This window comes from Arcobacter roscoffensis (assembly GCF_024267655.1).
GTDB lineage: Bacteria > Campylobacterota > Campylobacteria > Campylobacterales > Arcobacteraceae > Arcobacter_B > Arcobacter_B roscoffensis.
Map to the genome: position 1 here is coordinate 3,034,417 of NZ_CP100595.1, position 23,018 is coordinate 3,057,434.

The 23,018-nt window shown below is 29.6% G+C and carries 21 protein-coding genes; 8 read left to right on the forward strand and 13 right to left on the reverse strand.

Going from position 1 to position 23,018, the window contains the following annotated elements; all coding sequences use genetic code 11:
* Positions 1–2: 2 nt before the first annotated feature.
* From nuoH to NJU99_RS14345, 8 genes are read right to left on the reverse strand one after another with little or no spacing between them, the layout of a single operon-like run.
* Positions 3–995 carry an NADH-quinone oxidoreductase subunit NuoH gene (nuoH, locus tag NJU99_RS14310; RefSeq protein WP_254576586.1) on the reverse strand — a complete coding sequence of 331 codons (993 nt, stop codon included), beginning with the start codon at positions 993–995 and terminating at the stop codon, positions 3–5.
* Between the two features lies 1 nt (position 996).
* Positions 997–3,471: an NADH-quinone oxidoreductase subunit G gene (locus NJU99_RS14315; protein WP_254576587.1), complete on the reverse strand. Its 2,475-nt coding sequence runs from the start codon at positions 3,469–3,471 to the stop codon at positions 997–999.
* Entirely contained in the window at positions 3,471–4,280 is an 810-nt protein-coding gene (locus tag NJU99_RS14320; protein WP_254576588.1) for a hypothetical protein, read from the reverse strand. Before NJU99_RS14320 ends, NJU99_RS14315 begins: the two co-directional genes overlap by 1 nt.
* Complete coding sequence (locus NJU99_RS14325; protein WP_254576589.1) at positions 4,280–4,555, reverse strand: NADH-ubiquinone oxidoreductase subunit E family protein; 276 nt, start codon at positions 4,553–4,555, stop codon at positions 4,280–4,282. The genes NJU99_RS14320 and NJU99_RS14325 overlap by 1 nt, the downstream gene beginning before the upstream one ends.
* A gap of 12 nt (positions 4,556–4,567) precedes the next feature.
* Positions 4,568–5,800 carry an NADH dehydrogenase (quinone) subunit D gene (nuoD, locus tag NJU99_RS14330; protein ID WP_254576590.1) on the reverse strand — a complete coding sequence of 411 codons (1,233 nt, stop codon included), beginning with the start codon at positions 5,798–5,800 and terminating at the stop codon, positions 4,568–4,570.
* Positions 5,801–5,806: 6 nt separating this feature from the next.
* Entirely contained in the window at positions 5,807–6,610 is an 804-nt protein-coding gene (locus NJU99_RS14335; RefSeq protein ID WP_254576591.1) for an NADH-quinone oxidoreductase subunit C, read from the reverse strand.
* Positions 6,610–7,119, reverse strand: coding sequence for a NuoB/complex I 20 kDa subunit family protein (locus tag NJU99_RS14340; protein ID WP_254576592.1), 510 nt, complete (start codon positions 7,117–7,119; stop codon positions 6,610–6,612). Before NJU99_RS14340 ends, NJU99_RS14335 begins: the two co-directional genes overlap by 1 nt.
* Positions 7,101–7,490 (reverse strand): NAD(P)H-quinone oxidoreductase subunit 3, encoded by a 390-nt coding sequence (locus tag NJU99_RS14345; protein WP_254576593.1) that lies wholly within the window; start codon positions 7,488–7,490, stop codon positions 7,101–7,103. Before NJU99_RS14345 ends, NJU99_RS14340 begins: the two co-directional genes overlap by 19 nt.
* 525 nt (positions 7,491–8,015) lie before the next feature.
* Between NJU99_RS14345 and NJU99_RS14350 the strand changes: the two genes are divergently transcribed.
* Positions 8,016–9,929, forward strand: a complete 1,914-nt coding sequence (locus NJU99_RS14350; protein WP_254576594.1) for a methyl-accepting chemotaxis protein — start codon at positions 8,016–8,018, stop codon at positions 9,927–9,929.
* Between the two features lie 347 nt (positions 9,930–10,276).
* On the forward strand, positions 10,277–11,071 hold the full coding sequence (locus NJU99_RS14355) for a hypothetical protein (RefSeq protein WP_254576595.1): 795 nt from the start codon (positions 10,277–10,279) through the stop codon (positions 11,069–11,071).
* A gap of 52 nt (positions 11,072–11,123) precedes the next feature.
* Here NJU99_RS14355 and NJU99_RS14360 read toward each other — a convergent pair whose 3' ends face one another.
* Positions 11,124–12,857, reverse strand: a complete 1,734-nt coding sequence (locus NJU99_RS14360; RefSeq protein WP_254576596.1) for an ATP-binding protein — start codon at positions 12,855–12,857, stop codon at positions 11,124–11,126.
* A 181-nt stretch (positions 12,858–13,038) separates the two neighbouring features.
* On the opposite strand from NJU99_RS14360, the gene NJU99_RS14365 reads away from it, so the two are divergent.
* On the forward strand, positions 13,039–15,417 hold the full coding sequence (locus tag NJU99_RS14365) for an SEL1-like repeat protein (protein WP_254576597.1): 2,379 nt from the start codon (positions 13,039–13,041) through the stop codon (positions 15,415–15,417).
* 10 nt (positions 15,418–15,427) lie between these two features.
* Here NJU99_RS14365 and NJU99_RS14370 read toward each other — a convergent pair whose 3' ends face one another.
* Positions 15,428–15,781, reverse strand: a complete 354-nt coding sequence (locus tag NJU99_RS14370) for a hypothetical protein (protein ID WP_254576598.1) — start codon at positions 15,779–15,781, stop codon at positions 15,428–15,430.
* 122 nt (positions 15,782–15,903) lie between these two features.
* On the opposite strand from NJU99_RS14370, the gene NJU99_RS14375 reads away from it, so the two are divergent.
* Positions 15,904–16,521, forward strand: a complete 618-nt coding sequence (locus tag NJU99_RS14375; RefSeq protein ID WP_254576599.1) for a tetratricopeptide repeat protein — start codon at positions 15,904–15,906, stop codon at positions 16,519–16,521.
* Here NJU99_RS14375 and NJU99_RS14380 read toward each other — a convergent pair.
* The gene (locus NJU99_RS14380; RefSeq protein ID WP_254576600.1) at positions 16,509–17,441 is read right to left on the reverse strand and encodes an AEC family transporter; all 933 of its coding nucleotides are present in this window, start codon (positions 17,439–17,441) and stop codon (positions 16,509–16,511) included. The genes NJU99_RS14375 and NJU99_RS14380 overlap by 13 nt on opposite strands.
* 85 nt (positions 17,442–17,526) lie before the next feature.
* Positions 17,527–18,372: a deoxyribonuclease IV gene (gene nfo, locus NJU99_RS14385; protein ID WP_254576601.1), complete on the reverse strand. Its 846-nt coding sequence runs from the start codon at positions 18,370–18,372 to the stop codon at positions 17,527–17,529.
* Between the two features lie 347 nt (positions 18,373–18,719).
* On the opposite strand from nfo, the gene NJU99_RS14390 reads away from it, so the two are divergent.
* Positions 18,720–19,922, forward strand: a complete 1,203-nt coding sequence (locus NJU99_RS14390) for an NAD(P)/FAD-dependent oxidoreductase (protein WP_254576602.1) — start codon at positions 18,720–18,722, stop codon at positions 19,920–19,922.
* A gap of 31 nt (positions 19,923–19,953) precedes the next feature.
* On the opposite strand, the gene NJU99_RS14395 is transcribed toward NJU99_RS14390, so the two are convergent.
* Entirely contained in the window at positions 19,954–20,229 is a 276-nt protein-coding gene (locus NJU99_RS14395) for a hypothetical protein (RefSeq protein WP_254576603.1), read from the reverse strand.
* A gap of 174 nt (positions 20,230–20,403) precedes the next feature.
* Here NJU99_RS14395 and NJU99_RS14400 point away from each other — a divergent pair, with 174 nt between their 5' ends.
* From NJU99_RS14400 to fabZ, 3 genes are read left to right on the forward strand one after another with little or no spacing between them, the layout of a single operon-like run.
* A complete protein-coding gene (locus NJU99_RS14400) occupies positions 20,404–21,477 on the forward strand; it encodes an epoxyqueuosine reductase QueH (protein ID WP_254576604.1) in 1,074 nt (357 codons plus the stop codon).
* Positions 21,474–22,517, forward strand: coding sequence for a lipid-A-disaccharide synthase (lpxB, locus tag NJU99_RS14405; RefSeq protein ID WP_254576605.1), 1,044 nt, complete (start codon positions 21,474–21,476; stop codon positions 22,515–22,517). The genes NJU99_RS14400 and lpxB overlap by 4 nt, the downstream gene beginning before the upstream one ends.
* A 49-nt stretch (positions 22,518–22,566) precedes the next feature.
* A complete protein-coding gene (gene fabZ, locus NJU99_RS14410; protein ID WP_254576606.1) occupies positions 22,567–23,010 on the forward strand; it encodes a 3-hydroxyacyl-ACP dehydratase FabZ in 444 nt (147 codons plus the stop codon).
* Positions 23,011–23,018 lie beyond the last annotated feature (8 nt).

A 23,018-nucleotide genomic window follows, 5' to 3' on the forward strand; every position in this document is an offset into this window, starting at 1 on the left:
CCTTATATCATCATCACTAAACCAGTAACTAAAATATTTAGTACTGCTAGTGGCATTAATACTTTCCAACATAACCACATTAACTGATCAGGTCTAACATGTGGCCATGCTGCTCTTGTCCATAAGAAAATGAAAATTAACAACATTACTTTTAATACAATCGCTAATCCACCAGGAATAAACCATAATGGCTCAAATCCACCTAAGAAGATAAGTGCAATTAAGAATGAAATTGTAAATAATGCAGCATATTCACCAATAAAGAACATACCCCATCTCATACCTGAATACTCAGTTGCATAACCTGCAACTAATTCAGCTTCATGTTCAAGTAAGTCAAATGGTGTTCTATTTGTTTCAGCAAATCCAGCAATTACAAATAAAATAAATGCTAAAGGCTGATACCAAATAATCCACTCAGATATCCCACCTGCTTGGTAGTTATTAATATCAATTAATGATAATGAACCAACCATCATAATAGGAGCAAGTAAAGCAAGTCCTGATACGATTTCATACGAAAGCATTTGAATGGCTGTTCTAGCCCCACCAATTAAAGCCCATTTATTTGCAGAACTCATACCACCTAATAATGGTCCATAAAGTCCAATAGCTCCAACTGATAATACAAATAAAACCCCAACATTTACATCTGAGATAATAGGTCTTACTGTATATCCAAAGATTTCAAACTCTGGGAAAAAAGGAACTGCTGACATTGCAATAAATGCAGTTGCAGCTGTAATAATTGGCGCTATCATAAAGATAGGTTTATTTGCATTTGCAGGGATAAAATCCTCTTTTGTAAATAGCTTAATACCATCCGCTGCAATTTGTAAAAGACCATAAGGACCAACATTTGTAGGTCCTAATCTTCTTTGCATAAATGCTAACACTTTTCTTTCAATATACGTAGTAAATCCAGCTAATGCAGAAAATACTAAGATTACTGTGAAAACTTTTACAATTGTTTCTATAATAATTCCAGTTTCCATATTATGCCTTTGTCACTTTTGCTTTACTATATCTGTAAGTATCAAATAAAGCTTTTGAAGCTGAGTTTTTCTCAAAAGTAGATACATATGCAACTTCACCAGTAATTTGAATATCAACATATGCGTTTAACTCTAAAGTTTGTCCATTAGCTTCAACTTTTACCTTATCGCCCTCTTGTAACTCTAATTTATCAAATGCACTTTGAGAGAAGAAAACACCTGATTTTAAATCATCTTTAAACTCATGAGCAATTGCTGTGAATTCATTGAATTGGTTAATAGGATTTGCTTTATAAATAACTGTTTCATCTTCTACTAACTCTATCTTAGATGACAAGTCTAATTCAACATCATCACTAGCTTCGCTTACTAATACAGATAAGTCATATCCTCTATATTCAACTCTATCATTTCCAAATTCATTTGGTAATGAGTCAAAATCTACTGCTTTAAATCCACCAGTTAAAGGTAACTGCTCTGTATATTCAATAGTATATTCAATCTCATCATTTAAAACTACATTTGCAATATCATTTAGGTTGTAACCTTTATGAGCAAGTGCTGCGTTTGTAGGAATAACTTTCTTATCTACATTTGTGAAAGTTCCCTCTTGTTGGTTAAGTGCAGGAATATCTAAATCTCCATCACCTAAAGCAGATAATTCAAAATCAGCTTTTTCATTGTAACCTACAACAAAACCATTTTCTTCATCTGCTAAATCACAAATTAAAGATACTCCAAGAGTATTTGTTTGAGTTGGTAAAATTACAATATCAAAAGCAGTATATCTATCAATAATTCCACATAATTTTGCTAAATTTGCTGCATTTGGATGAGTGATTAAATCTTCACCAACAATTAGTGAGAAGTTATCTTTTTTAGCAAGCATTGAATCAACTAACTCTAAGAAATTTTCATCTTTTCCAAACTCTTCAATAAATGAGTTGTATTCAAATTCAACTTCTTTTTCTACTTTCTTAGGAACCATTTTTGAAACTTCTTTTTCTTCACCTGTTTCTTCATCTTTTACGATTTCAACAACTTTTTCTTTTACAGTTTCAACTACAGTTTTAGTTCTTTTCTCAGTTTTTGAGTCTATAAACTCTTTGATTGATGCTGGTAAGTCTTTTCCAAATTTATATAAAATAAAGTATAAGATAGCTTCTTGAGCCATTGCATCATGATAAATAAAGTCTGTTGTTTTACCTTTTTTACCAATTTTTTCCATAACAGGATCTGCAACTGGATGGAAGTATAATGCAGCACCTTTATTCATAATAACTGAGTTATTAAAGGCATATCTTGCATTTGGTAAATCAGATTTTAAATATGAACCAACAGAAATTACAAAGTTAGATGAATGAACATCTGTTAATGTTGAAGAGTATAAAGATCTTCCAGATGTTGATGCATAGTTTTTTAAGAACTCTTGGTATCTTCTAGCATCTTCATTTACTAATCTTGCACCTCTTTGTTTTGCAAGTTTTTGTAAGATTAAAGCTTCTTCATTTGTGATATATGAGTTAAATTTAATAGTATCAGCTTTACTAAATGCTTCAATAGCTTTATTAAATGCTACTTCATCTTTAGCTTCAACTTTATTTTCAAAATCATACGCAAATCTTCCTGCACCATTTACAGTTGAGAAATGAGGTTCATTTGTAACTCTATAAATCTTCTTTTGAGCATGATTGTCAATAGATTCTTGCTTGATTTCATAATACATAAATGCACAATCAGAAGAGTGTGGATTTGCTGCTGGAATTTTCTTTAATTCCCAAGCGTTTGAAGTATATTGGAAGTCATGAGATACTAAAGCTCCAACTGGACATGCTGAAATACACTCACCACAATCAGTACAGGCATCAGCATCATAACCAATTAATGACTTGTTTAATTTATTCCACATTGCATAAGCATCTTTTGGCATTTCTGCTTTAAATGTCTTATCAATTGCATCTGCACCTCTTTTTACAGTAGATAGTGCATTTGATCCAACCATATCTTTACATACAGTTACACATCTTTCACATACAATACAAAGTGCTGGGTCATAGTTCATAACACCCCAGTGCTGTGTTGGTCTATGAATATCTTTTATACTATAGCTTTGTGAGTCAACGTTCATGTATAAAGAGTAGTTTTGTAATTCACACTCTCCACTTTGGTCACAAACACCACACTGTAATGGATGGTTTACATCGTAAACTTCCATAATTGCGCGTCTTTCTTTAGCAATATTAGGAGTAACAGTTGAGATTTCCATCCCCTCTTTAATCTTAGTATTACAACCATAAACTTGTTTTCCATCTGCTTCAACAAGACATAGTCTACATGCTAAAGTTGGTGAACATCTAGTTAAATAACAAACCGCAGGAACAAATATATCATTTGCTCTTGCTGTATTTAAGATAGTTTCACCATCTTTTGCCTCTACAGACTTACCATCTATTGTTAATGTAATCATATCACTCATTATGCATCAACCTTTTCTATTTTTACTTGCTTATATCTATAACCTTTAAAAAGTTCACTCTCGCAGTTTGAACCTTTTGCTATTGATACAGTACCGTTTAACTTATCATCAACTTTTAAAACTCTTTTTACTTTTTCACTTGCAAAGTTAATAAAAATTTCATCACCATTTTGAACCTTAGCAATATTTGCAAAAGATTGACTACATGATAAAATATCATTCTCTTCTTCATCAATCAATCTATAAACTAGTGTTCCGTTATATGATTTCAAATCCTCAATCTCTTCTAAATCAAAGTTTTCACAAGAGTTAACTTTTTGTTCTAAATCATCATTTAAAACTACAATATTTAAATCTGAATACTTTTTAATTACAGCTAGAAGTCTTACAATATTTTCAACTCTATCATGCTCAATAATATCATCACCAATAATTAGTGTTTTGAAAGTAGACTCTTTTGATGCCTCGAAAGCCTCTTCAAACTCTTCTTCCCCTGCACTACTTTCTGCTGAAATATACCCTAAGTCTAAATCATCAATGTAAGCTTTTATATTTTCATCACAATTTTTTACAAAAGCGTCAAGAAGTAAGGCGCAAATACCCTCTTCACTTCCCACTTCATATTTTATAAATTGTGTGTAATAAAGCTTGATATCGATGTTATCAATTGGGTGCATATAAACAAATTTTGCATTTGTTTTTGCTATTGATTCAATAATTGAGTCTACGTAAACCTCTTTATTATTAGAAAGCATTGTTCCTAAAGTAATTACAAAATCACTTTTAGCAATAAGCTCTTTTTTATTCATTATTTAGCATCCTGTGAAGCTTCTTCTTCAACTTCTTTTGCTTCTGGTTTAACTTTCTTTACAACTAAAGTCCAGTCAACTTCATTGAATTTAATAGAGTTCATTAAAGTATAACCTGCTTCATAAACAACATCAGCAGATTTTTGGATATTTTCAAAGTCACCAATCTCAAACATAATAATAGCTGTTTCACCATCAGCAATTTGAGTATCCATAAGCTCTAACATTCTGTCATAGAAGTCGTTTTTTAAATGTCTTAAATCAAATCTTTTCATACTTCTATTCCCCTATCTATCAATTTCACCAAATACGATGTTTAGGTTACCAATAATAGTAACAACGTCAGCTAATTGTGTTCCAACTAAAATCTCTTCTAAAATAGCTGTATGTTGGAAACTTGGTGTTCTCATTTTAAGTCTATAAGCGTAAGGCGTTCCATCACTTACAACAAAATATCCTAACTCACCCTTTGGTGACTCAGTTGCAACATAAACTTCACCTTTTGGTGGTCTCATTCCTTGTGTTACAAGTACGAAGTGTTGCATTAAAGAGTAGTTTTGAGTCATAATTTGCTCTTTTGGAGCTGAAATATACTCAGGTGCATGAGCCATAAGTTGAGACTCACTTTCCATGTACATTGGGAATAATTGTCTTAAAATCTTTGCAGACTCTCTAATCTCAGCAATACAAAGTTTGTATCTACCATAAGAATCACAAGTTTTAGAAATAGGTACATCGAAATCTAATTCATCATAAATTCCATAAGGCATCTCTTTTCTTAAATCCCATTTAATACCAGCACCTCTTAAAGCAATACCTGAACATCCCCAGTCTTTTGCCATTTGAGGTGTAATAACACCTACATTTTCAAGTCTCATTTTCCAGATTCTATTTTCTGTTAATAAACCTTCATATTTTTCTAATTCTTCATGTAAGATTTTTAAGAATGACTCACAATCATCAATCCAGTTAGATGGTAAGTCTAAAGGAACTCCACCAATTCTAACAGCTGAGTGAGTAAGTCTTGCACCACAATAGTCTTCAATTAAGTCCATTGCGTATTCTCTTTCTCTAAAACAATATAAGAACATAGACATAGCACCAACATCAAGTGCGTGAGTTGCTAGCCAGAAAAGATGCGAAGTAATTCTATTTAATTCTAAAAGCATAGTTCTAATAATCTCTGCTCTTCTTGGTGCTTCAATACCAAGTAATTTTTCAATAGCTAAAGCATAACCATAGTTATTTGAAGTTGCAGCGATATAATCCATTCTATCTGTAGTTGGTAAGAACTCATTATAAATCATATTCTCAGCCATCTTTTCCATACCTCTGTGAAGGTATCCAATTAATGGTCTTGATTTTACAACTTCCTCACCTTGTAATTCTAAAGCAAGTCTTAACTGACCGTGAGCTGATGGGTGTTGAGGCCCGAAGTTCACCATCATAGTGTTATCTTCTCTCTCGAAGTTTATATTTTCAAAAAAAGGTTTTAATCTATTTGGTTGTTGTGTTTGCATATTTTATTACCTTCTTCTTTTTAAAACAACTGATTCTTCAGGTTTTAATTTTTTCATAATTGGTGTGGCATTATCTTCTTGATAGTTAATAGATGTTTCAGGCTCAAACTGCGAAATATCAGTATCAAATGGTACTTCATGTCCAAGTCTTGCAAATCTAGTTGTGTCATATCTATCAATTGCAGCTGGATCTCTTTGTTCAGGTCCTATAATATCTCTAGCTTCTTTTCCGAAGATTTTATCAACTTCATACCATGAAGCCGCCTCATCACCTTGAAGTGGATAAGTTTTTCTAAGTGGATGGTCATACCAATCATCTGGCATAATAATTCTTTTCATATTAGGGTGATTTACTACTTTTACACCTAACATATCATACATTTCTCTCTCAGACCAGTTTGCTGATTTAAATAAAGAAGTTACAGATTCAATAGCATCATCTTTTCCTAAGAAACATTTAATTCTTAATCTTTTATGTTTTGATAATGATAGCATTTCATAAAATAGTTCATAACCATCTCTTTTAGCTAAATAATCAATAGCTGATAACTCCATTAACATATCATATTCAAGCTCATCTTTTAAAAGAGTCATTGCATCAACAATAGAGTTTTTATCTATATGAATTACTAAGTGAGTATGCTCAATATATGCTTCTTTTACATCAATTTTTGATGCAAAAGTTTCATAATCTTTGGCAAACTGCTCATCTTCATTTGTATCAAGTCTTGGTAAACTTGGTGTTACATAAAATCTATCTGAGAAGTATGACTTTCTTTGTACATCATCTTTTGGTTTATACTGTCTCATTAAATTAACCTTTTTTTCTTCTTAGCTCTAAAGATTGATTCTTTTCTAATCTTCTTTTGTAGAGTCATTAATGCATACTGTAATGTTTCAGGTCTTGGAGCACAACCTGGCAAGTAAATATCAACAGGTACAATTCTATCTGCACCTTGAACTGTTGCATAAGTATTAAACATACCACCAGTGTTAGCACATGATCCCATAGAAATTACCCATTTTGGGTCAGGCATTTGGTCATAAAGTCTTCTCATGAACTCAGCGTGTTTCTTTGTTAATGTACCTGCAATGATAATACAGTCAGATTGTCTTGGAGATGCTCTAAAAATAGTACCAAATCTATCGAAGTCATATCTTGATGCACCTGTTGCCATCATTTCAATGGCACAACATGCTAAACCGTATGTCATAGGCCAAATTGAGTTTGACCTACCAAAATTTACAAGCTTATCAATAGTTGTTAATTTTATAGGCGCTCCGCCATCTTGTAAATAATTTACTTTATGCTGTGCCATTCTAAGGCTCCTTTCTTCCATTCATATAAGAATCCTATAGATAAAATAGTGATAAATAAAATCATTGCTACAAACCCAAACCAACCTAATATCTTAAAGTTGATAGCCCATGGGAACATAAAAATAATTTCAACATCAAATAGAATGAATAGCAATGCAACTAAGTAGAACTGCGTAGAGATTGTATTTGGTTGCTTTGTAACTTCTGGTCCACACTCATAAAGTGTAGTCTTAAGTTTTTCAGTATCAAGTCTAGCAATCTTCCTACTAACAAACCTTGATAACCATACAGTAGCACCAAATGCAGCAAATGTTACCACAAACATAACAAATGCACCGAAATAAGGATGTGCAAAATCCATATGTGTCATATCGTATATCCTTTATAAAACTTTCTAAAAAAGTTTACTTGAAGCTTAAATATAGTACCTAAATAGTATTAAATAGCCACTTTAATAGTTATGCAATGATATTTCTATCCCCATAAAAAAAAGCTTATTGGCTATTTTTTTGCTACACATGTAATCAAATTGACACCAAATGAAACACTATACTTCTATACCAACTTTTTATAGTCTTTTAAAACCATTATAAAAGAAGTATCTAAAATTGGTATGATAAACTTACATATAATTATCATAAAAAATATAGTTCACTTGTTTTAAAATCTCAATGTTTCAAAATTTCACATATTTTCTTTTTTTTCTAACTTTATATATTCTTTAAATTTTTACATTAGTTTATTTTTTTAATTTGTAAGCTTTTTATAATTTTTGTTTTATTTTATGACTAAAATCAACTTTTGTTATATTTATTATAACTTTTAACAATATATTATGTAACTTTTATGTAAAATACGTAAAATTTTTTTTACTTTATTATTTTAAGGAGTTCCATTGTTAAAAAGTATCAAATTTAAACTACTTGCCCTTAGTATGTTTCCTGTCTTATTAACAGTATTAATTATTAGTATTGTTACTATTAATTTAATAGAAAACAAGTCTCAAAACACAATCAAAGATTTTGAACAAGTAATCTTAAATGAAAAAAAAGATTTACTAAAAAATGAGGTCTTAACTGTTACAAGTATTGTTGAAGATATAATAAAAAAATCTCCTTCAAAAGAAATTGCAAAACAAAAAGCAAAAGAGATTTTAAGTAGTGCTAGATACTTAAATGGTAGTGGCTATTTCTTTGCATATGAAAACAAGGGAACTGACTATTATTTCGCCTTTCATGGAACAAAACCACAATTAAATGGCAAAAAAACAAATATCAATAAACCTGATATAAAAGGTTTCGCTTTTAGAAAAGCTTTAATTGATTCTAAAAATGATAATAACAAATTTGTAGAATACTATTATCAAAAACCTAAAACAGACAAACTTATAAAAAAGATTGCTTTTTCAAAATATATTCCTGAATTTAACTGGACAATTGTAACAGGAATTTATATAGATGATATTGCAAAAAAAGTTCAAGTTATGGAAGACAAAACAATTGAGACTTATAACTCTTTAGTTTATACATTAGTTGGAATTACTTTTTTTGTTCTTGTTATTTTATGTATTATAATTCCTATTATTTCTAAGATTTCAATAATTGAGCCTATAAAAACTTTAGAAAAAGGTTTAATAGAATTCCTCATGTTCATAAACGGTAAAAAAGATGATACAAGTTTAATTAAAGTTACTACAAAAGATGAAATTGGGAAACTTACAAGTGAAATAAATGAGAATATCAAAACAATTAGAGTAAACCTAAAACAAAACAATGAAGTTCTTAAAAATGTATCAAATGTTGTAGATAGTGTGGCAAGAGGTGATTTAAGTCAAAAGATAAGTGCTTCTACAAGTGACGAGACAATAAATCACTTAATTGAGGGGTTAAATACAATGATAAACTCTTTACACAATTTAAGTACACATACACTTGAAGTTCTTAAATCATATGAAAATAAAAACTTTACAAAAAGAGCAAATATAGATTGTGAAGCTCACTTTGAAGAACTTATGCTTGGAGTAAATAGTTTAGGTAAAGAAATATCTGCTTTACTTAAAGATAATCTAGAAAATGGACAAACTTTATATAGTAACTCAAAAGAGTTAAATGAAAATGTAAACAAACTCTCAAAGGCTTCAAGTGAACAAGCAGCCTCTCTAGAAGAAACAGCAGCTTCACTAGAAGAAATTACAGAAACAATGAGAGATAACTCAAAAAGTATGAACTCATTATTGAGTAATGCAAATGACTTAGAATCATCAGTACAAAATGGCAAAGATTTATCAAATAAAACAAGTAAATCTATGCAAGAGATAAATGAGCAAGTAGGTTTGATTAATGAAGCTATAAAAGTTGTTGATCAAATTGCTTTCCAAACAAATATCTTATCTTTAAATGCGGCTGTTGAAGCAGCAACAGCAGGTGAGGCTGGAAAAGGTTTTGCAGTAGTTGCTCAAGAAGTTAGAAACCTAGCAAATAGAGCCTCAAATGCAGCAAGTGAAATACAAAACCTAGTGGAAAAGGCTACTTCAAAAGCAAATGAAGGTGATGAAATTGCATCACTTATGTATACAGGTTATGAAAAACTAAATGAGAATATTTTAGAAACAACACAAATCATAAATACAGTTAGTTCAAGTTCAAAAGAGCAAATGGCAGGAGTTGAGCAAATAAACAACGCTGTATCACTTCTTGACCAAGTAACACAAGAAAATAGTTTGGTTGCCCTAAAAACAAAAGAGATTGCGAACCAAACTTCAAATATGGCTAGTTCATTAGTTGAAGAAACATCTAAAAATAAGTTCTAACACTCTCATCCCCTTTTTTAATTCAAGTTTTCTTAAGGTGGCGACTGCCACCTATTTTTAGTGTAATAACTATAAGTTGATGTTGACCATAAATATACTACGTAACCTTTAAAAACAAATTTTTCTTTAAGTGTTACAGTACAATCTCCAACTGCTACAGCTATAAAACCTTCACCATTTTCTATATAAAGAGTTACTTAAAACTAATGTAGTACTTGTAGCAAAAAGCTTTTTTTTAATATTTTCCTTTTAAAAAAATTCATGACATCATATAATAATAAGATAAATATTTAAAAATAAGTAAATACTTGTTATCATTTTCTAGAATTTATAAGTAAGGTTAATTTATGAAAGTAGATACACAAACAATTTATAATAAACACCATGTCAACACACAAGAATCAAAAACAACTAATAAAAATACTTCTTACAATAAAGATACTATACCTATAGAAAATGATAGTAAATATAAAAATGCTCCAGAATTTAAAGCTTTTATACAAAAATGGATGGATAAGGGAGACTCTGAAATTATAGCTAGAGAAAGGGCAACTTTTTATGCTCAAGCTGGTTTATTAGAATATGGCGATTTGAAACTTGAAGATTTAGAATATGGAAACAAAAAACATGGTTTAAATTTAATAAATAATAGTGTTTTAAAAAATGCCATACTTGAGACTTTTGATTCTTTAGATAATGAAGGAGTTGGGATATTAGTACGACGATTATTCAAGCATGATGTAGAACTAAATCCTAATAAAAATAAAGATTATGAAAGCATAGCCTTCCAAGAGCTTATAGATGAATTTGCTTCTAAATTGAATAAATTAGGAGGCTTATATAACATAGATGATAAAAAGTATTCAAATTATAAAGATTTACAGTTTGATGGAAATATCAATATATTAGAGAATATGAGTCAGCTAGAAAAAAACTTCATCTATGATACATTAGTAGAATATTTTAAAGAGCATATAAATAAAATATCTTTAATTGAGCAGATACATAATGAACCTTGGACGGAAGCAAAAGATGCTTTTAATGTTCTAATTAGTAATTTTGAAAAAAAAGTAAGTGAAGAAAATGATAATCATAAAGCCTTAAATCAATATACTAAAAATAATAAACCTATTCCCTATTAGTGTTATCTAAAAAGAGTTTATTATTAAGAAGTAGTAAACTACTTCTTAAACTCTAAAAAAAGCCTACTTTATTTTCAGAATCAAACTGACCTTTTTGCTCTTTTTGAATCTGTTCTTTAAAGTCTTCTACTTTAAATACTGGCTCATCACTTACAGCTAATTTATACGCTGTATTTTTTATAACAAGCTCAATTTGTCCACCTGTTAACTCATAAGAAGCTAAGTCTTCAATATCAAAGTTTTCATCAAGTGGTAAAGCCTCAGGTAAAAGCTTTTCCCAAAGTAGTACTCTTTGAGCTTTATTTGGTTTCATAAACTCAATTTTATAGTTAAATCTTCTTGAAAATGCCTTATCTAAGTTTTCAAGTAAGTTTGTTGTAGCTATTAAAATTCCGTCAAATCTCTCAATCTGCTCTAAGAAAATATTTTGCATTTGGTTATGCATTTTATCACTACCACTTCCAGCACCTGTAGTTCTTGAACTTAAGAATTGGTCTGCTTCATTTAAAAGTAAAATTGGCTCAGATTTTGAGATTTCTCTAAGCTCATAATACTTATCAAAAATAGCTCTTACATTCTTTTCACTCTCACCTACATACATAGAAAGTATTTTTGAACAATCAAAACTAAGAACTTCTTTTTTAAGGGATTTTGCCATTGCTAAAGCTGTTAATGTTTTACCAGTTCCTGCAACTCCATAGAAAATGATTTTTGCATCAATTCCTCTTTTTTTGTCTTTTATTCCCCACTGCTTAAGTCTGTTTGCAACTGTTTTATCAACTTGTTGTAAAAGTGCGTCTAAAGTCTCTTTTGTTTTATCATTTAAAACCACATCATCTAAACTTTTAGATGTATTTACAAGCTCAAACATATCTTGGTCTTTTATAACTGAGTCTAGTTTTATTTTTGTTCTTCTAGTCTTTTTCTTTGTTGGGTGAGAGATTTTATATAAAATCTCATCAGGAATATAGAAGTTTCTATTTATTCCACCAAAGGCTGTAAGAACTTCATCATAATCAACTAAACCTTTTGATACAAGGTTTGAGCTTTCTTCAAGTAAACTTCTATATTTTATCTTTTCATAATCATCAGATGAGATTAGTTCAATTAAAGCATTCATATCTCTAATTGATCCATCACCACCTGAATACTCTTCTTTTAGTAAAGCTAAAAATAACGTTTGCTCTTGATCACCCAAATCATTTTCTTTAAAAAAATCTTCAAGCATAATAGAGCTATTTGTTACTTTTACTCTCTCTTTAATTCTATTTTCTAGTAAAACAAGTTTTGATTTTAGCCTGTTTGAACTAGGAGAGTTAATATCAAAGTTTTTTCTAACTACATTTAATTGTTGTACTAAATCTATCTTGAAAAACTGATCTTGTAAGTACTCTAAGTGATCTGTATAACTTTTAATTTCAGGAAGAATAAAGTCCCCTGAAAGATTCTCAAATAGTTTTAAATATGAGCTTGAAAGTGCAATATTTGAGTTTAATAATTCAAGTTTTGAAACTTCATTTAATTTTATTTGATCAAAGGCAACTTGAACTAACCAACCACACTCCAAAAGGGATTTAATTATGTCTAATTTATCTAAGTGTTCATACTCTTTTATGTCACAAAATTCAGATAATACATCTATTACTACTAAAGTGTCTCTACCCTTTACATACTCTTTTGTTAAGTACTGAAGTAAAAGACCTTCATCTTTTTTACATTTTAACCTTTTATAAAAATTCGTCTTTGTAATATCCGAAGCTTTTATAAAATTAACTAATTCTTTCATCTATTTAAAATATCCTATATAATATATGTGTAACCTTTGATAATACATTAAAGTCTCTTAACTATTAATAAGCCGTAAAAATTAATAAAAAATTATAGAATTGTTTCATATAAATTATTTATTAAGAATTATTTACCTAAGATGTCATCTTTTTAAATTATAATTATTATAAGGAAAACTCATGAGAAACACTCTAATAGCTTTTTTTGCTTTGATTTTTTTCACTGCTTGTTCGATTTCTAATCCAAATCAAAACAGCATTACATCAAAAGAAGAGTTAATAAAAGCATCACAAAATGGTGATTTAAATGCGATGAAGGAACTAAAAGAGCATTATAAATTTCCAGAAACAAAAGAAGGTTTATACTACTTTGATAAATGGTATAAAAATATAGATAAAAAAAATAATCCCCAAGAAATTACAAAAGTGGCAAAAATCTATGATGAATATGCTGATATGTTTATCAATGGAAATCAAAAAGCCCATGAACTTTTTAAACTAGCAGCAAGCCTTGGTGACAATGGGGCAAATATTGAACTTATTAAATCTTATTTAAAGGTTTATAAAAGAGAAGAAGCTAAAGCTTTAGAAGATAAAATCATAGATTCTTTAAGTGAAGAGCAAATGCAAGAGCTTTACTTATTTTACTCTAAAAACTACTTTTCAAGACAAACTGAAAATATTGAAAAGATTATGAAAGAAAAATCTTTTGAACTTCCTGTTGAAGCTGTTTTAACAAAAATTAGAAGAAGTAGCTATAGAAAAAGTGAAGAGAAAAAAGTAAATGAACTAATCAAATCTATTTTAGATAAAAAAAATAGTGAAGATATTTATAAAGTAGCAAATCTTTTTTATAAAAAATATAGATTTAAAAAAGCCATTCCTTTATATGAAAAAGTTTTAGAACTTAATCCAAAAGATGAAAAAGCACTACTTGAATTAAGTGCTATTTATACAAGAGGAAACTATAGAGAAAAGCTAAAGAAAAACATAGATAAAGCACAAGTTTACCTTGAAAAAGCTGCGAAACTAGGAAACGAAGAAGCAACTTCTAGCCTTCTTAAAAACTATTCAAGTAAAAAAGAGTATATATCTAAATATATAACTTTAAAAGAAAAACTACAAAACTCAAAAGACGGACAGCTTACACTTGCAAAATTTTACAAAAGTAAAAGAGAGTATGTAAAAGCCTACAATACTTTTGAAGAGTTAGCAGAAAATGGTAACCATGAGGCTATATTAGAACTGGCAACTTATAAAACATTTAGATATAGATTTGATCCAGAAACGCACATCAGAACTAAAAAATGGCAAGACTATATTTACAACTCAAAAAATGAAGCCTTAAAGCAAAAATATAAAGAGAAAATTTCAGACCCTTATGTAAAAAGATACTTCAAAGAAGAAAACAAAAAATACTCAAAGAGCAAACTTGATACAAATAATATTTTGGAATTAAGAACAATATTTGGAAAAAATAAATATAAAAATAAAGAACTTGCCTTAGAAGCCATAAAAAAAGCTGTAGAGTTTGGAGATGTAAAAAGTACTTATTCACTTATAGATTTTTATAAAAGAGATAGAGATTACAAAGACTTCAACAAAGCACTAGAACTTTTAAAAACTTTAGAAAAAAGAGGTGAGAAAAAAGCTACAAAAAAACTTGCTGATTTATACTTTAAACCACCATATGGATTTAAAGAATATAAAGATGAAGAAAAAGCTATCAAGCTTTATGAAAAACTAGCAGAACAAGGAAACTTTCAAGCTTTAAGAAAACTTGTAGACATATATCTTTGTGGAAGATGTGAAGGGAATAGAAAAGATCACAAAAAAGCAAAATACTACCTTGAAAAATTAGTTCCTAAAGGATACTCATATGATTTAGCTAATCTAGGATGGGTAAATCAGTATGGAGTTGGAGTAAAAAGAGACCTTCAAAAGGCAAAAGAGTTATATGAAGAAGCTGCAAAAAAAGGCTACAAAACTGCATACTACTATCTTACTTGGCTTTACTACCAAGATGAAGAATCTCCAAAAGATACAATGATAAGACTTGATTATAAAAAAGCCTTAGAGTACTTAAAAAAAGGTCATGCAAAAAAAGATTATAGAGCTACAAACCTAATAGGTGTTTTTTATGAAAAAGGTTACGGTGTAAAAAAAGATAGAGAAGCAGCTGTGACTTTATATAAAATGGCTGCTGACTATGATATGTTTGCTGCACATCATTTAGCTCAATATTACTATGATATAAAAGAGTATAAAAAAGCAGAAGAACTATATGTAAAAGCTGAAGCAAAAGGTCATAAAGCGGCTATTGTTAAACTTGGAATCATGCATGAAAAAGGCGTTCTAGGAAAAGTTGATATAGAAAAAGCTTTAAACTACTATGCAAAAGCATATAAACAATATGATGATAAAGTAGCAGCTTATAATATAGGTCTTATTTTTCACTATGGAAAAGGTGGAACTAAAAAAGACAAAAAAGAAGCTAAGAAATGGTATGAAAAAGCAGGTACGAAAAAAGCAAAAAAGCAACTAAAACTTTTGAAATAAAGAAGTAATTTTACTTCTTTATTTCATCTTTTAGCTTTTTATAAAAATCATCAAGTTCATCTTTTTTCTTAAACTCTAACTTCTCTTTGTCATTTAGTAAGATATCCAAGTTCTCAACTGTGATATTTTTAATATCACTATACTTATACTCTTTAGTATTTTTTTCTAAATCAATTGTAAAACTATTTGATATTTCTAAAATCTTGTCATTACATAAGCCTTTGTATGAGCCTTTTGTGTAAATAATAGATGTACAGTTTTGTGATTTTAAGTGATCTTCTATCTGCTGTAAATTTGATGAGTTCATCATATTTAAAGCTACTGCAATTAAAGCTATAAATAAAAAGAAACCTATAAAAATCATATAAAATCTCCTAAATAAATATATGTAAATATTACAAGAATAACTCTTAACTTCGTATAATTATCTAAAATTAGATAAAATATTATTCAAAAATTACAAGTTGTATCTACAAGGAATAAAATATGTTAAAAAGCACTACAAAACTTTTAGTGACTTCTGCAATAGCTTCTATACTTTTAACAGGATGTAATAACTATGAGCAGTCACTAAAAGTTTTACCAACAGAATTAGCCCAAGCAAATCAGTGTATCAGTCAAGATAAAGAGTTTGAAGAGAACTGCTATGATTTAATCTCTTACAAAAATACAATTGCTATTTTAAGACTTGGAATAAAAAAATATTCTGAGGGAAAATACAAAGATGCCTTTACTCTTTACACATTAGCACAGCAAAGAGGCAACTTCTATGCAAATGCACTACTTTCTGAGTTATACCTAAAAGGAAGAGGTGTAGTAAAAAATGAAGAGCTTGGAATAGACTTGCTAAAAGATACAAAAAAAGTAGACCCTATGGCTGCATATAAACTATCTTTTTACTATCTAAATGAAAAAGACTACGATGAAGTAATAGAGCTTTTAACATTTGCAGCAAACAACAATGTAAAAAATGCCCAACTAGAATTATCTAAAATCTATGCAAATGGAAAAATAGTAAAACCAGATACTCAAAAGAGTATCTTTTGGTTAGAAAAGTTTGAAAATAAAACAAATAGTTTTATGATGAAAATCTACGGTATTTGATAACCTTCAAGTATCATAAGTATAGCTGAAATTGAAAATATCGAAAGTAGTGTCTGCATGGTAATAATCGCAGACATTAGCTTTAAATCTCCTCCAAGTTCCCTTGCCAAAATATAAGCACTAGAAGCTGTAGGCATAGCTCCAAAAAGTACAAGTACTAGCAAAGGAAGTCCAGTAACACCTAAATTTACAGCTGTAAAGAAAATAAGCACAGGGAAAAGAGCAAGTTTTATAAATACAGATGAAAACAGCTCAAACTTAACTTCTTTTAAGTGAGTAATATGTAAACCAACTCCAACAGATAAAAGACCCAAAGGAAGTGCAGCAGCACTTAAAATGGCAAGAGTTTTTTCCACAGGTGCTACAAGTGAAATATCTAAAAAGTTTAAACTTCCACCAATAATACAAGCTACAATCAAAGGATTTTTAAAAATTGATTTTACAAAAGATATAAATGTAATCTTATCACTTGACGCATAAATAGAGAAAATTCCTATACAAAATACATTTATGCTAGGTATTAAAAAAGTCATCAAAAGAGCAGCTAAAACCAAGCCACCATCTCCATAAATAGCATCTGTTAAAGCTAAAAATACATAAGTATTAAATCTAATCGAGCCTTGATAAACAGAAGTAAAAGAAGGCCCATCAAAAAAGAACATAATCTTATCAGTAATCATAAGTAAAACTGTGATAATCCCCACAGTTAAAAGAGCTGAAAAGACAAAGTTTACACCAGCTATATCATCTAAAGAAGCAGTTGAAAGCTTATAAATCAAAAGTGCAGGAAACAGTATATAATAAGTAAATTTATCAGCATATTGCCAAAACTGCTCATCAGGAAACTTTATACGCTTTAGAAAATATCCTAAAGATATAAGTAAAAAAATTGGTATTAGTGCTAGTAGTATATTTTGCATGTTTATCCTAATAATCTATATATTATTAGAACATTATATTTAAGTTGTTTTATTTTTTGTTTAAAGCACCAGCAAAGAAGTAAAACTACTTCTCTACTAAGTCATATAAGGCTTGGATTTCTTCTGCCCAGATAGTTTCATCGATTGTTTCTAGTACTAATGGAATATCATCCATTCTATCATCATTCATGATGAACTTAAATGCATCCCATCCGATCTGTCCCATACCTAAACTATGGTGTCTGTCTACTCTACTTCCTAGTTCTGGTTTTGAGTCATTTATATGCATTCCCATAAGGTATTGTCTTCCCACTACCTCATCAAACTCTTTCCAAGTTTTATCGTAAGCTTCTCTTGTTCTGATGTCATATCCAGCTGTAAACATATGACATGTATCAATACATACACCAATTCTTGATTTGTCTTCAACTTTGTCAATTAAGTATGCTAAATGCTCAAACTTATAACCTAAGTTACTTCCTTGACCTGCTGTATTTTCAATAACTAGTTTTATGTCATTTGTAGCATCAATTGCTTGATTTAAAGATAGTGCGATTCTATCTAAACACTCTTCTTCACTTATCTTTCGTAGATGCGAACCTGGGTGAAAATTCAGTCTATCAAGTTTTAAGATTTCACATCTCTCAATCTCATGTAAAAAGCCATCAAGTGATTTTTGTCTTTTTTCTTCTTCTGGATGACCTAAATTGATTAAGTATGAATCATGAGGTAAGATATGTTTTGCCTCTATTCCTGTTTCATCCATCTCTTTAAACCATTTATCTAAAACCTTTGTTTCAAAGTCTTTTGCTCTCCATTGTCTTTGGTTTTTTACAAAAAGTGCAAAGGCCTTACATCCTATTTCTCTTGCATTTATTGGGGCGTTAAATACTCCACCTGTTGCGCTTACATGAGCTCCTACATATTTCATATATTTGTCCTATTAATTTAGTATTATTTATACTTATTAGATTAATAACATAAGCTTAACTTAATAAGTTAATTTATTTTCATAATAATTGTATTATTTTAAGCTTGCATAAAGTGTCATTTATTAACACTAGTTAATACTTTTATAATCTTTAGCAAGTTTTTATCATATCCTAAAACGGCTAAGTATAGAATAATTGAATATTTTAAGTTTGGCTCGCTACATAAGGGCTATAAAATTTCTGTAACATTACAAATACATATTTGTTAGGGCTTATGTTATGTTAGGGAATATTCAATAACTTAAACTTCAAACACAAGATTAAAATATTAAAAAAGGTTTATTTGATGGAAAAAGTTGTAATAATTGGCGGCGGCTATGCTGGTATTTATGCATTAAGAGAGTTAGTTAAAAACAAAAATATCAAAATTACATTGATTGATAAGCATACGTTTCATAATCTGCAACCCGAAGTGTATGATCTTATTGCGAACAAATCTAATATTGCTGATGTAACTATTGATTTAACTACTTTGTGTTTAGGATTTAATCACAATTACTTAGAATATAAAAACTTAAAAGTTAGAAAAATAGACCAAGAATCAAAAAAAATTTTTACAGAAGAAGAAGAGATAGTTGAATTTGATTATTTAATTATGGCAGCAGGAACTAGAACATTTTTCCCTCCACAAATTCCAGGATTAAATAATGCCCATGATATTAAAAAACTTCATTGGGCTATGTTTTTCAAACAAAGTTTTGAAAACCAACTTTTCAAGAAAATTCAAGATGAAGCAAAGAAATGTGATGACACACACATTGTAGTTGTTGGGGCTGGTCTATCAGGTGTAGAAATCGCAGCAGAAATGGCATATAATTCAAAGATGTTCTTTCAAAGAGGTAACTTCTCTTGTGATAATCTAAAGATTTCACTTGTAAGTAGTTCAGACACTATTCTTCCAGGACTTACTCCTGAACTTATTAGTATTTCACATAAAAGATTAAAGTCTCTTGGAATTAATGTAATCACAAATACAAAACTTCAAAAATGTGAAGATGGTTATGCTCATCTTTCAAATGGTACAAAAATCTACAACTCTTTTCTAATCTTCACAGGTGGAGTTGAAGCCAATAAAATCACAGAAGAGCTTGATGTATCAAAAAATCCTAAGGGACAGATTATTGTAAATGAATTCATGCAAAGTGATAAAGACCCAAAAATATTTGCTATTGGAGATGCGGCTGAAATCAAAAACAAAAAAGGCGAAATCATGCCTCCAAATGTTACTATTGCAAGAATCAGTGGAACAAATGCTGGTAAAAACATCTTAAGAATGATAGATAAAAAGAAACTTGTTAAATGTGACCCAAAACTAGATGGTATTCTAATTGCCTTAGGTGGTAAATACGCAGCTGGAAATATAGCTGACTTATTCCATGTAAAAGGAAGAATTGCCTATGAGATTAAAAAGTATGTATTTAGCTCATATAGAAAACCTTTACTAGGTCTTATCAAAACAGGATATTCAAAGCTAAAGAAAATGGCATAAATATGAATTAGTTTAGTCTTATATGACTAAACTAATCTTTTCTTATTTTTATAAGTATTCTATTATCTCTATCCCTATGAATTATCTCTTTTTCATTTTTATTAAAAAGTTCTCTTAAAAAATCTTTATTATATGACTCATGTAAATTCTTTGCATTAAAAACTTCTAGTTTTTCACATCTAAAAGTAGAACTACAAACTCTATCTTCATAGATTTTCATATCAAGTACTGCGGTACCTGCACTAAAAATTTGAACTTGTGTATAATCGTCATATTTGAAAATGAAGCCCCTATCATAAAACTTCATAGTTGGTGTTTTTATAAGTATTGTAGCACTTGAACTAAGACTTGGTTTTTGATTAAAACACCCTGTAAAAAGAAAAATAGTGATAAGTAATATTGATAAGTTTTTGATGTCTAATCCTTTGTTTTAAAATATTTTACTATAATATCCATAAATTATAAAATCAAAGGTTATTTATTGTTAGTACATATTTGTTGTGCAGTCGATAGTCACTATTTTTTAGAAAGAATACAAGAAGAATATCCAGATGAAAAGTTAGTAGGATTTTTTTATGATCCAAACATTCATCCATATAGTGAATATAGACTAAGATACTTAGACGTAGAATACTCATGCCAAAAACTAGGAATTGAATTAATTGAAGGTCCTTATAACCTAGAAGCATGGCTAAAAAAAGTTAAAGGTATGGAGCATCTTCCAGAAAAAGGGGATAGATGTACAGTTTGTTATGATGATAGACTTGATAACACAGTTGCAAAAGCAAAAGAGTTAGGACATGATAAGTTTACAACTACTTTACTTATCTCACCAAAAAAGTCCCAAGAAAAGCTAGATAAAATCGGTCACAATCTTCAAAGTTTACATGGGATAGAGTTTATTTTTAGAGATTACAAAGCTGGAAATGGTGCAGAAATCCAAGGTAAAAAAGTAAAAGAAAACCAACTTTATAGACAAAACTATTGTGGTTGTTTATTTGGATTATCAGCTCAAAGAGAAGCTCAAAAGAAAATCATGGATGAAATGTTTAACCCTATCTCAAATCAGATTTTACCTGAATCAATTGAAGAGAGATTAGAGCTTTATAAAAGAAGAAATACCCTTGAAGCAAATGGTGATGAGTATAAAATCATAAAAAATAGATTTTTAAATTATAGGCTTTTAAGTGGAAAAGTTTTTGTAAAAAAACAAATCAAAGCTTCATATATCTTCCCTTACTCGATGATAAATAGAGGGAAAACAAATGGAAGAATTGATTATAAAAAAGGTGGTATAAATTATCTAAATAGAGATGAAGTAAAAATCATAAGTTTAGAGAAATACAATGAACTTAGCAACACAAATTATACAAGTGTAAAAGAGCTTATGTATAATCCACCACTATTTGAAGAAGAACTTCAAATAAGAGCAAAAATAATCAAAAGCCCTTATGATTTAAGTGCTATTATAGTCTTAGATGAAATTCTTGATGAAAAGTATGAGATTTTTATGGATGCTCAAACATATGATGATGTAAGGGAAGAGATAATATGAAACTTTTAGTATGTGCTATGGAAACTTCTTCAAATATTCACTTAAAGGAGCTTAAAAAGCACCTAAGTGATGATATAGAGCTTGTAGGAGTGTTTGATAAAGAACTTGGCAATCCTATGTACGATTTAACAGCTTTGGCTATTATGGGCTTTATAGATGCTCTAAAAAAGCTTAGATTCTTTTTTAAGTTAAGAGATGAACTTGTAGAAGCTGCTGCTACTTGTGATAAAGTTCTTTTGATGGACTCATCAGGTTTTAACCTTCCCCTAGCAAAAAAGCTAAAACAAAAGTACCCAAACAAAGAAATTATCTATTATATTCTTCCACAAGCTTGGGCTTGGAAAAAAGGAAGAGTTAAAAAACTTGAAGCATATTGCTCGAAGCTTTGCTCAATCATACCATTTGAGAGTGAACTTTATACACAAAAAGATAAAATCACCTATGTAGGTCATCCTTTACTTGATGAAATACATCACTTCAAAGAAAAACTTACTCAAAGCAATAAAATTGCTTTCATGCCAGGAAGTAGAAAAACAGAGATAAAAAACTTAATGCCTATTTTCAAAGAACTAATAAAACTTATTCCAAACAAAGAGTATATTTTAATAATTCCTTCAAAATTTGATGATGAATATATTAGTAGAACTTATGGAGATATATCAAATTTTACTATTTCACGACAAGCTCATGAGACCTTACAACAAAGTGAATATGCCTTTATCTGTTCAGGAACAGCAACCCTAGAAGCTGCTCTTATTGGAACACCATTTACACTAAGTTATATAGCTAAAAAACTTGATTATAAGATAGGAAGAACCTTTGTAAAACTGCCATATATTGGTCTTGCAAACATCTTCTTTGATAAGATGGGAAAAAAGTGCATACACTCTGAATTTTTACAAGAAGATGTAAGTGTAGAAGCCTTACTAGATGACTATAACAATATGAATAAAGACAAGTTTTTTGAGGATTCAAAACTTCTAAGAGAGTATTTGAAAAATGGAAGTTCAAAAAACGTAGCAAACATAATTCAAAACTAATTTTTTTTTCGATAAAATATCTACCATTAATTAAATTTTAGGATAATAAATGTTAGATGTTACAGAAATTCAAGAAATTCTTCCTCACAGATACCCATTCTTATTAGTTGATAGAATCACTGATATGGAAAAAGGTAAAAATATTGTAGGTTTTAAAAATATCTCAATTAGTGAGCCAGCGTTTATGGGTCACTTCCCAGGACACCCAATTTACCCAGGTGTTTTAATCTTAGAAGGTATGGCACAAGCTGGTGGTATTTTAGCATTAAAAAGCAATGATTTAACAACAGAAGAGTTAAAAAATAAAGTTATTTATTTCATGAGTATTGACAAAGCAAAATTCAGAACTCCTGTAAAACCAGGTGATAAATTAGAGTATAGAATCGAAGTTAAAAAACTAAGAGGTACGCTAATCGTTCTTGAGGGTAAAGCCTATGTTGATGATGCACTTGTTGCTGAAGCTGAATTAAAAGCTATGGTAGTAGATAAGTAATTAGGTAA

Excerpts from the sequence above, each read along its gene's own strand:
- NJU99_RS14395 (WP_254576603.1), bottom strand. The coding sequence starts at position 20,229 with ATGAAGTTTTATGATAGGGGCTTCATTTTCAAATATGACGATTATACA.
- NJU99_RS14325 (WP_254576589.1), bottom strand. The coding sequence starts at position 4,555 with ATGAAAAGATTTGATTTAAGACATTTAAAAAACGACTTCTATGACAGA.
- NJU99_RS14360 (WP_254576596.1), bottom strand. The coding sequence starts at position 12,857 with ATGAAAGAATTAGTTAATTTTATAAAAGCTTCGGATATTACAAAGACG.
- nuoH (WP_254576586.1), bottom strand. The coding sequence starts at position 995 with ATGGAAACTGGAATTATTATAGAAACAATTGTAAAAGTTTTCACAGTA.
- NJU99_RS14380 (WP_254576600.1), bottom strand. The coding sequence starts at position 17,441 with ATGCAAAATATACTACTAGCACTAATACCAATTTTTTTACTTATATCT.
- NJU99_RS14375 (WP_254576599.1), top strand. The coding sequence starts at position 15,904 with ATGTTAAAAAGCACTACAAAACTTTTAGTGACTTCTGCAATAGCTTCT.
- NJU99_RS14335 (WP_254576591.1), bottom strand. The coding sequence starts at position 6,610 with ATGAGACAGTATAAACCAAAAGATGATGTACAAAGAAAGTCATACTTC.
- NJU99_RS14315 (WP_254576587.1), bottom strand. The coding sequence starts at position 3,471 with ATGAGTGATATGATTACATTAACAATAGATGGTAAGTCTGTAGAGGCA.
- lpxB (WP_254576605.1), top strand. The coding sequence starts at position 21,474 with ATGAAACTTTTAGTATGTGCTATGGAAACTTCTTCAAATATTCACTTA.
- NJU99_RS14345 (WP_254576593.1), bottom strand. The coding sequence starts at position 7,490 with ATGACACATATGGATTTTGCACATCCTTATTTCGGTGCATTTGTTATG.
- NJU99_RS14370 (WP_254576598.1), bottom strand. The coding sequence starts at position 15,781 with ATGATTTTTATAGGTTTCTTTTTATTTATAGCTTTAATTGCAGTAGCT.
- nfo (WP_254576601.1), bottom strand. The coding sequence starts at position 18,372 with ATGAAATATGTAGGAGCTCATGTAAGCGCAACAGGTGGAGTATTTAAC.
- NJU99_RS14355 (WP_254576595.1), top strand. The coding sequence starts at position 10,277 with ATGAAAGTAGATACACAAACAATTTATAATAAACACCATGTCAACACA.
- NJU99_RS14365 (WP_254576597.1), top strand. The coding sequence starts at position 13,039 with ATGAGAAACACTCTAATAGCTTTTTTTGCTTTGATTTTTTTCACTGCT.
- NJU99_RS14390 (WP_254576602.1), top strand. The coding sequence starts at position 18,720 with ATGGAAAAAGTTGTAATAATTGGCGGCGGCTATGCTGGTATTTATGCA.
- nuoD (WP_254576590.1), bottom strand. The coding sequence starts at position 5,800 with ATGCAAACACAACAACCAAATAGATTAAAACCTTTTTTTGAAAATATA.
- NJU99_RS14320 (WP_254576588.1), bottom strand. The coding sequence starts at position 4,280 with ATGAATAAAAAAGAGCTTATTGCTAAAAGTGATTTTGTAATTACTTTA.
- fabZ (WP_254576606.1), top strand. The coding sequence starts at position 22,567 with ATGTTAGATGTTACAGAAATTCAAGAAATTCTTCCTCACAGATACCCA.
- NJU99_RS14340 (WP_254576592.1), bottom strand. The coding sequence starts at position 7,119 with ATGGCACAGCATAAAGTAAATTATTTACAAGATGGCGGAGCGCCTATA.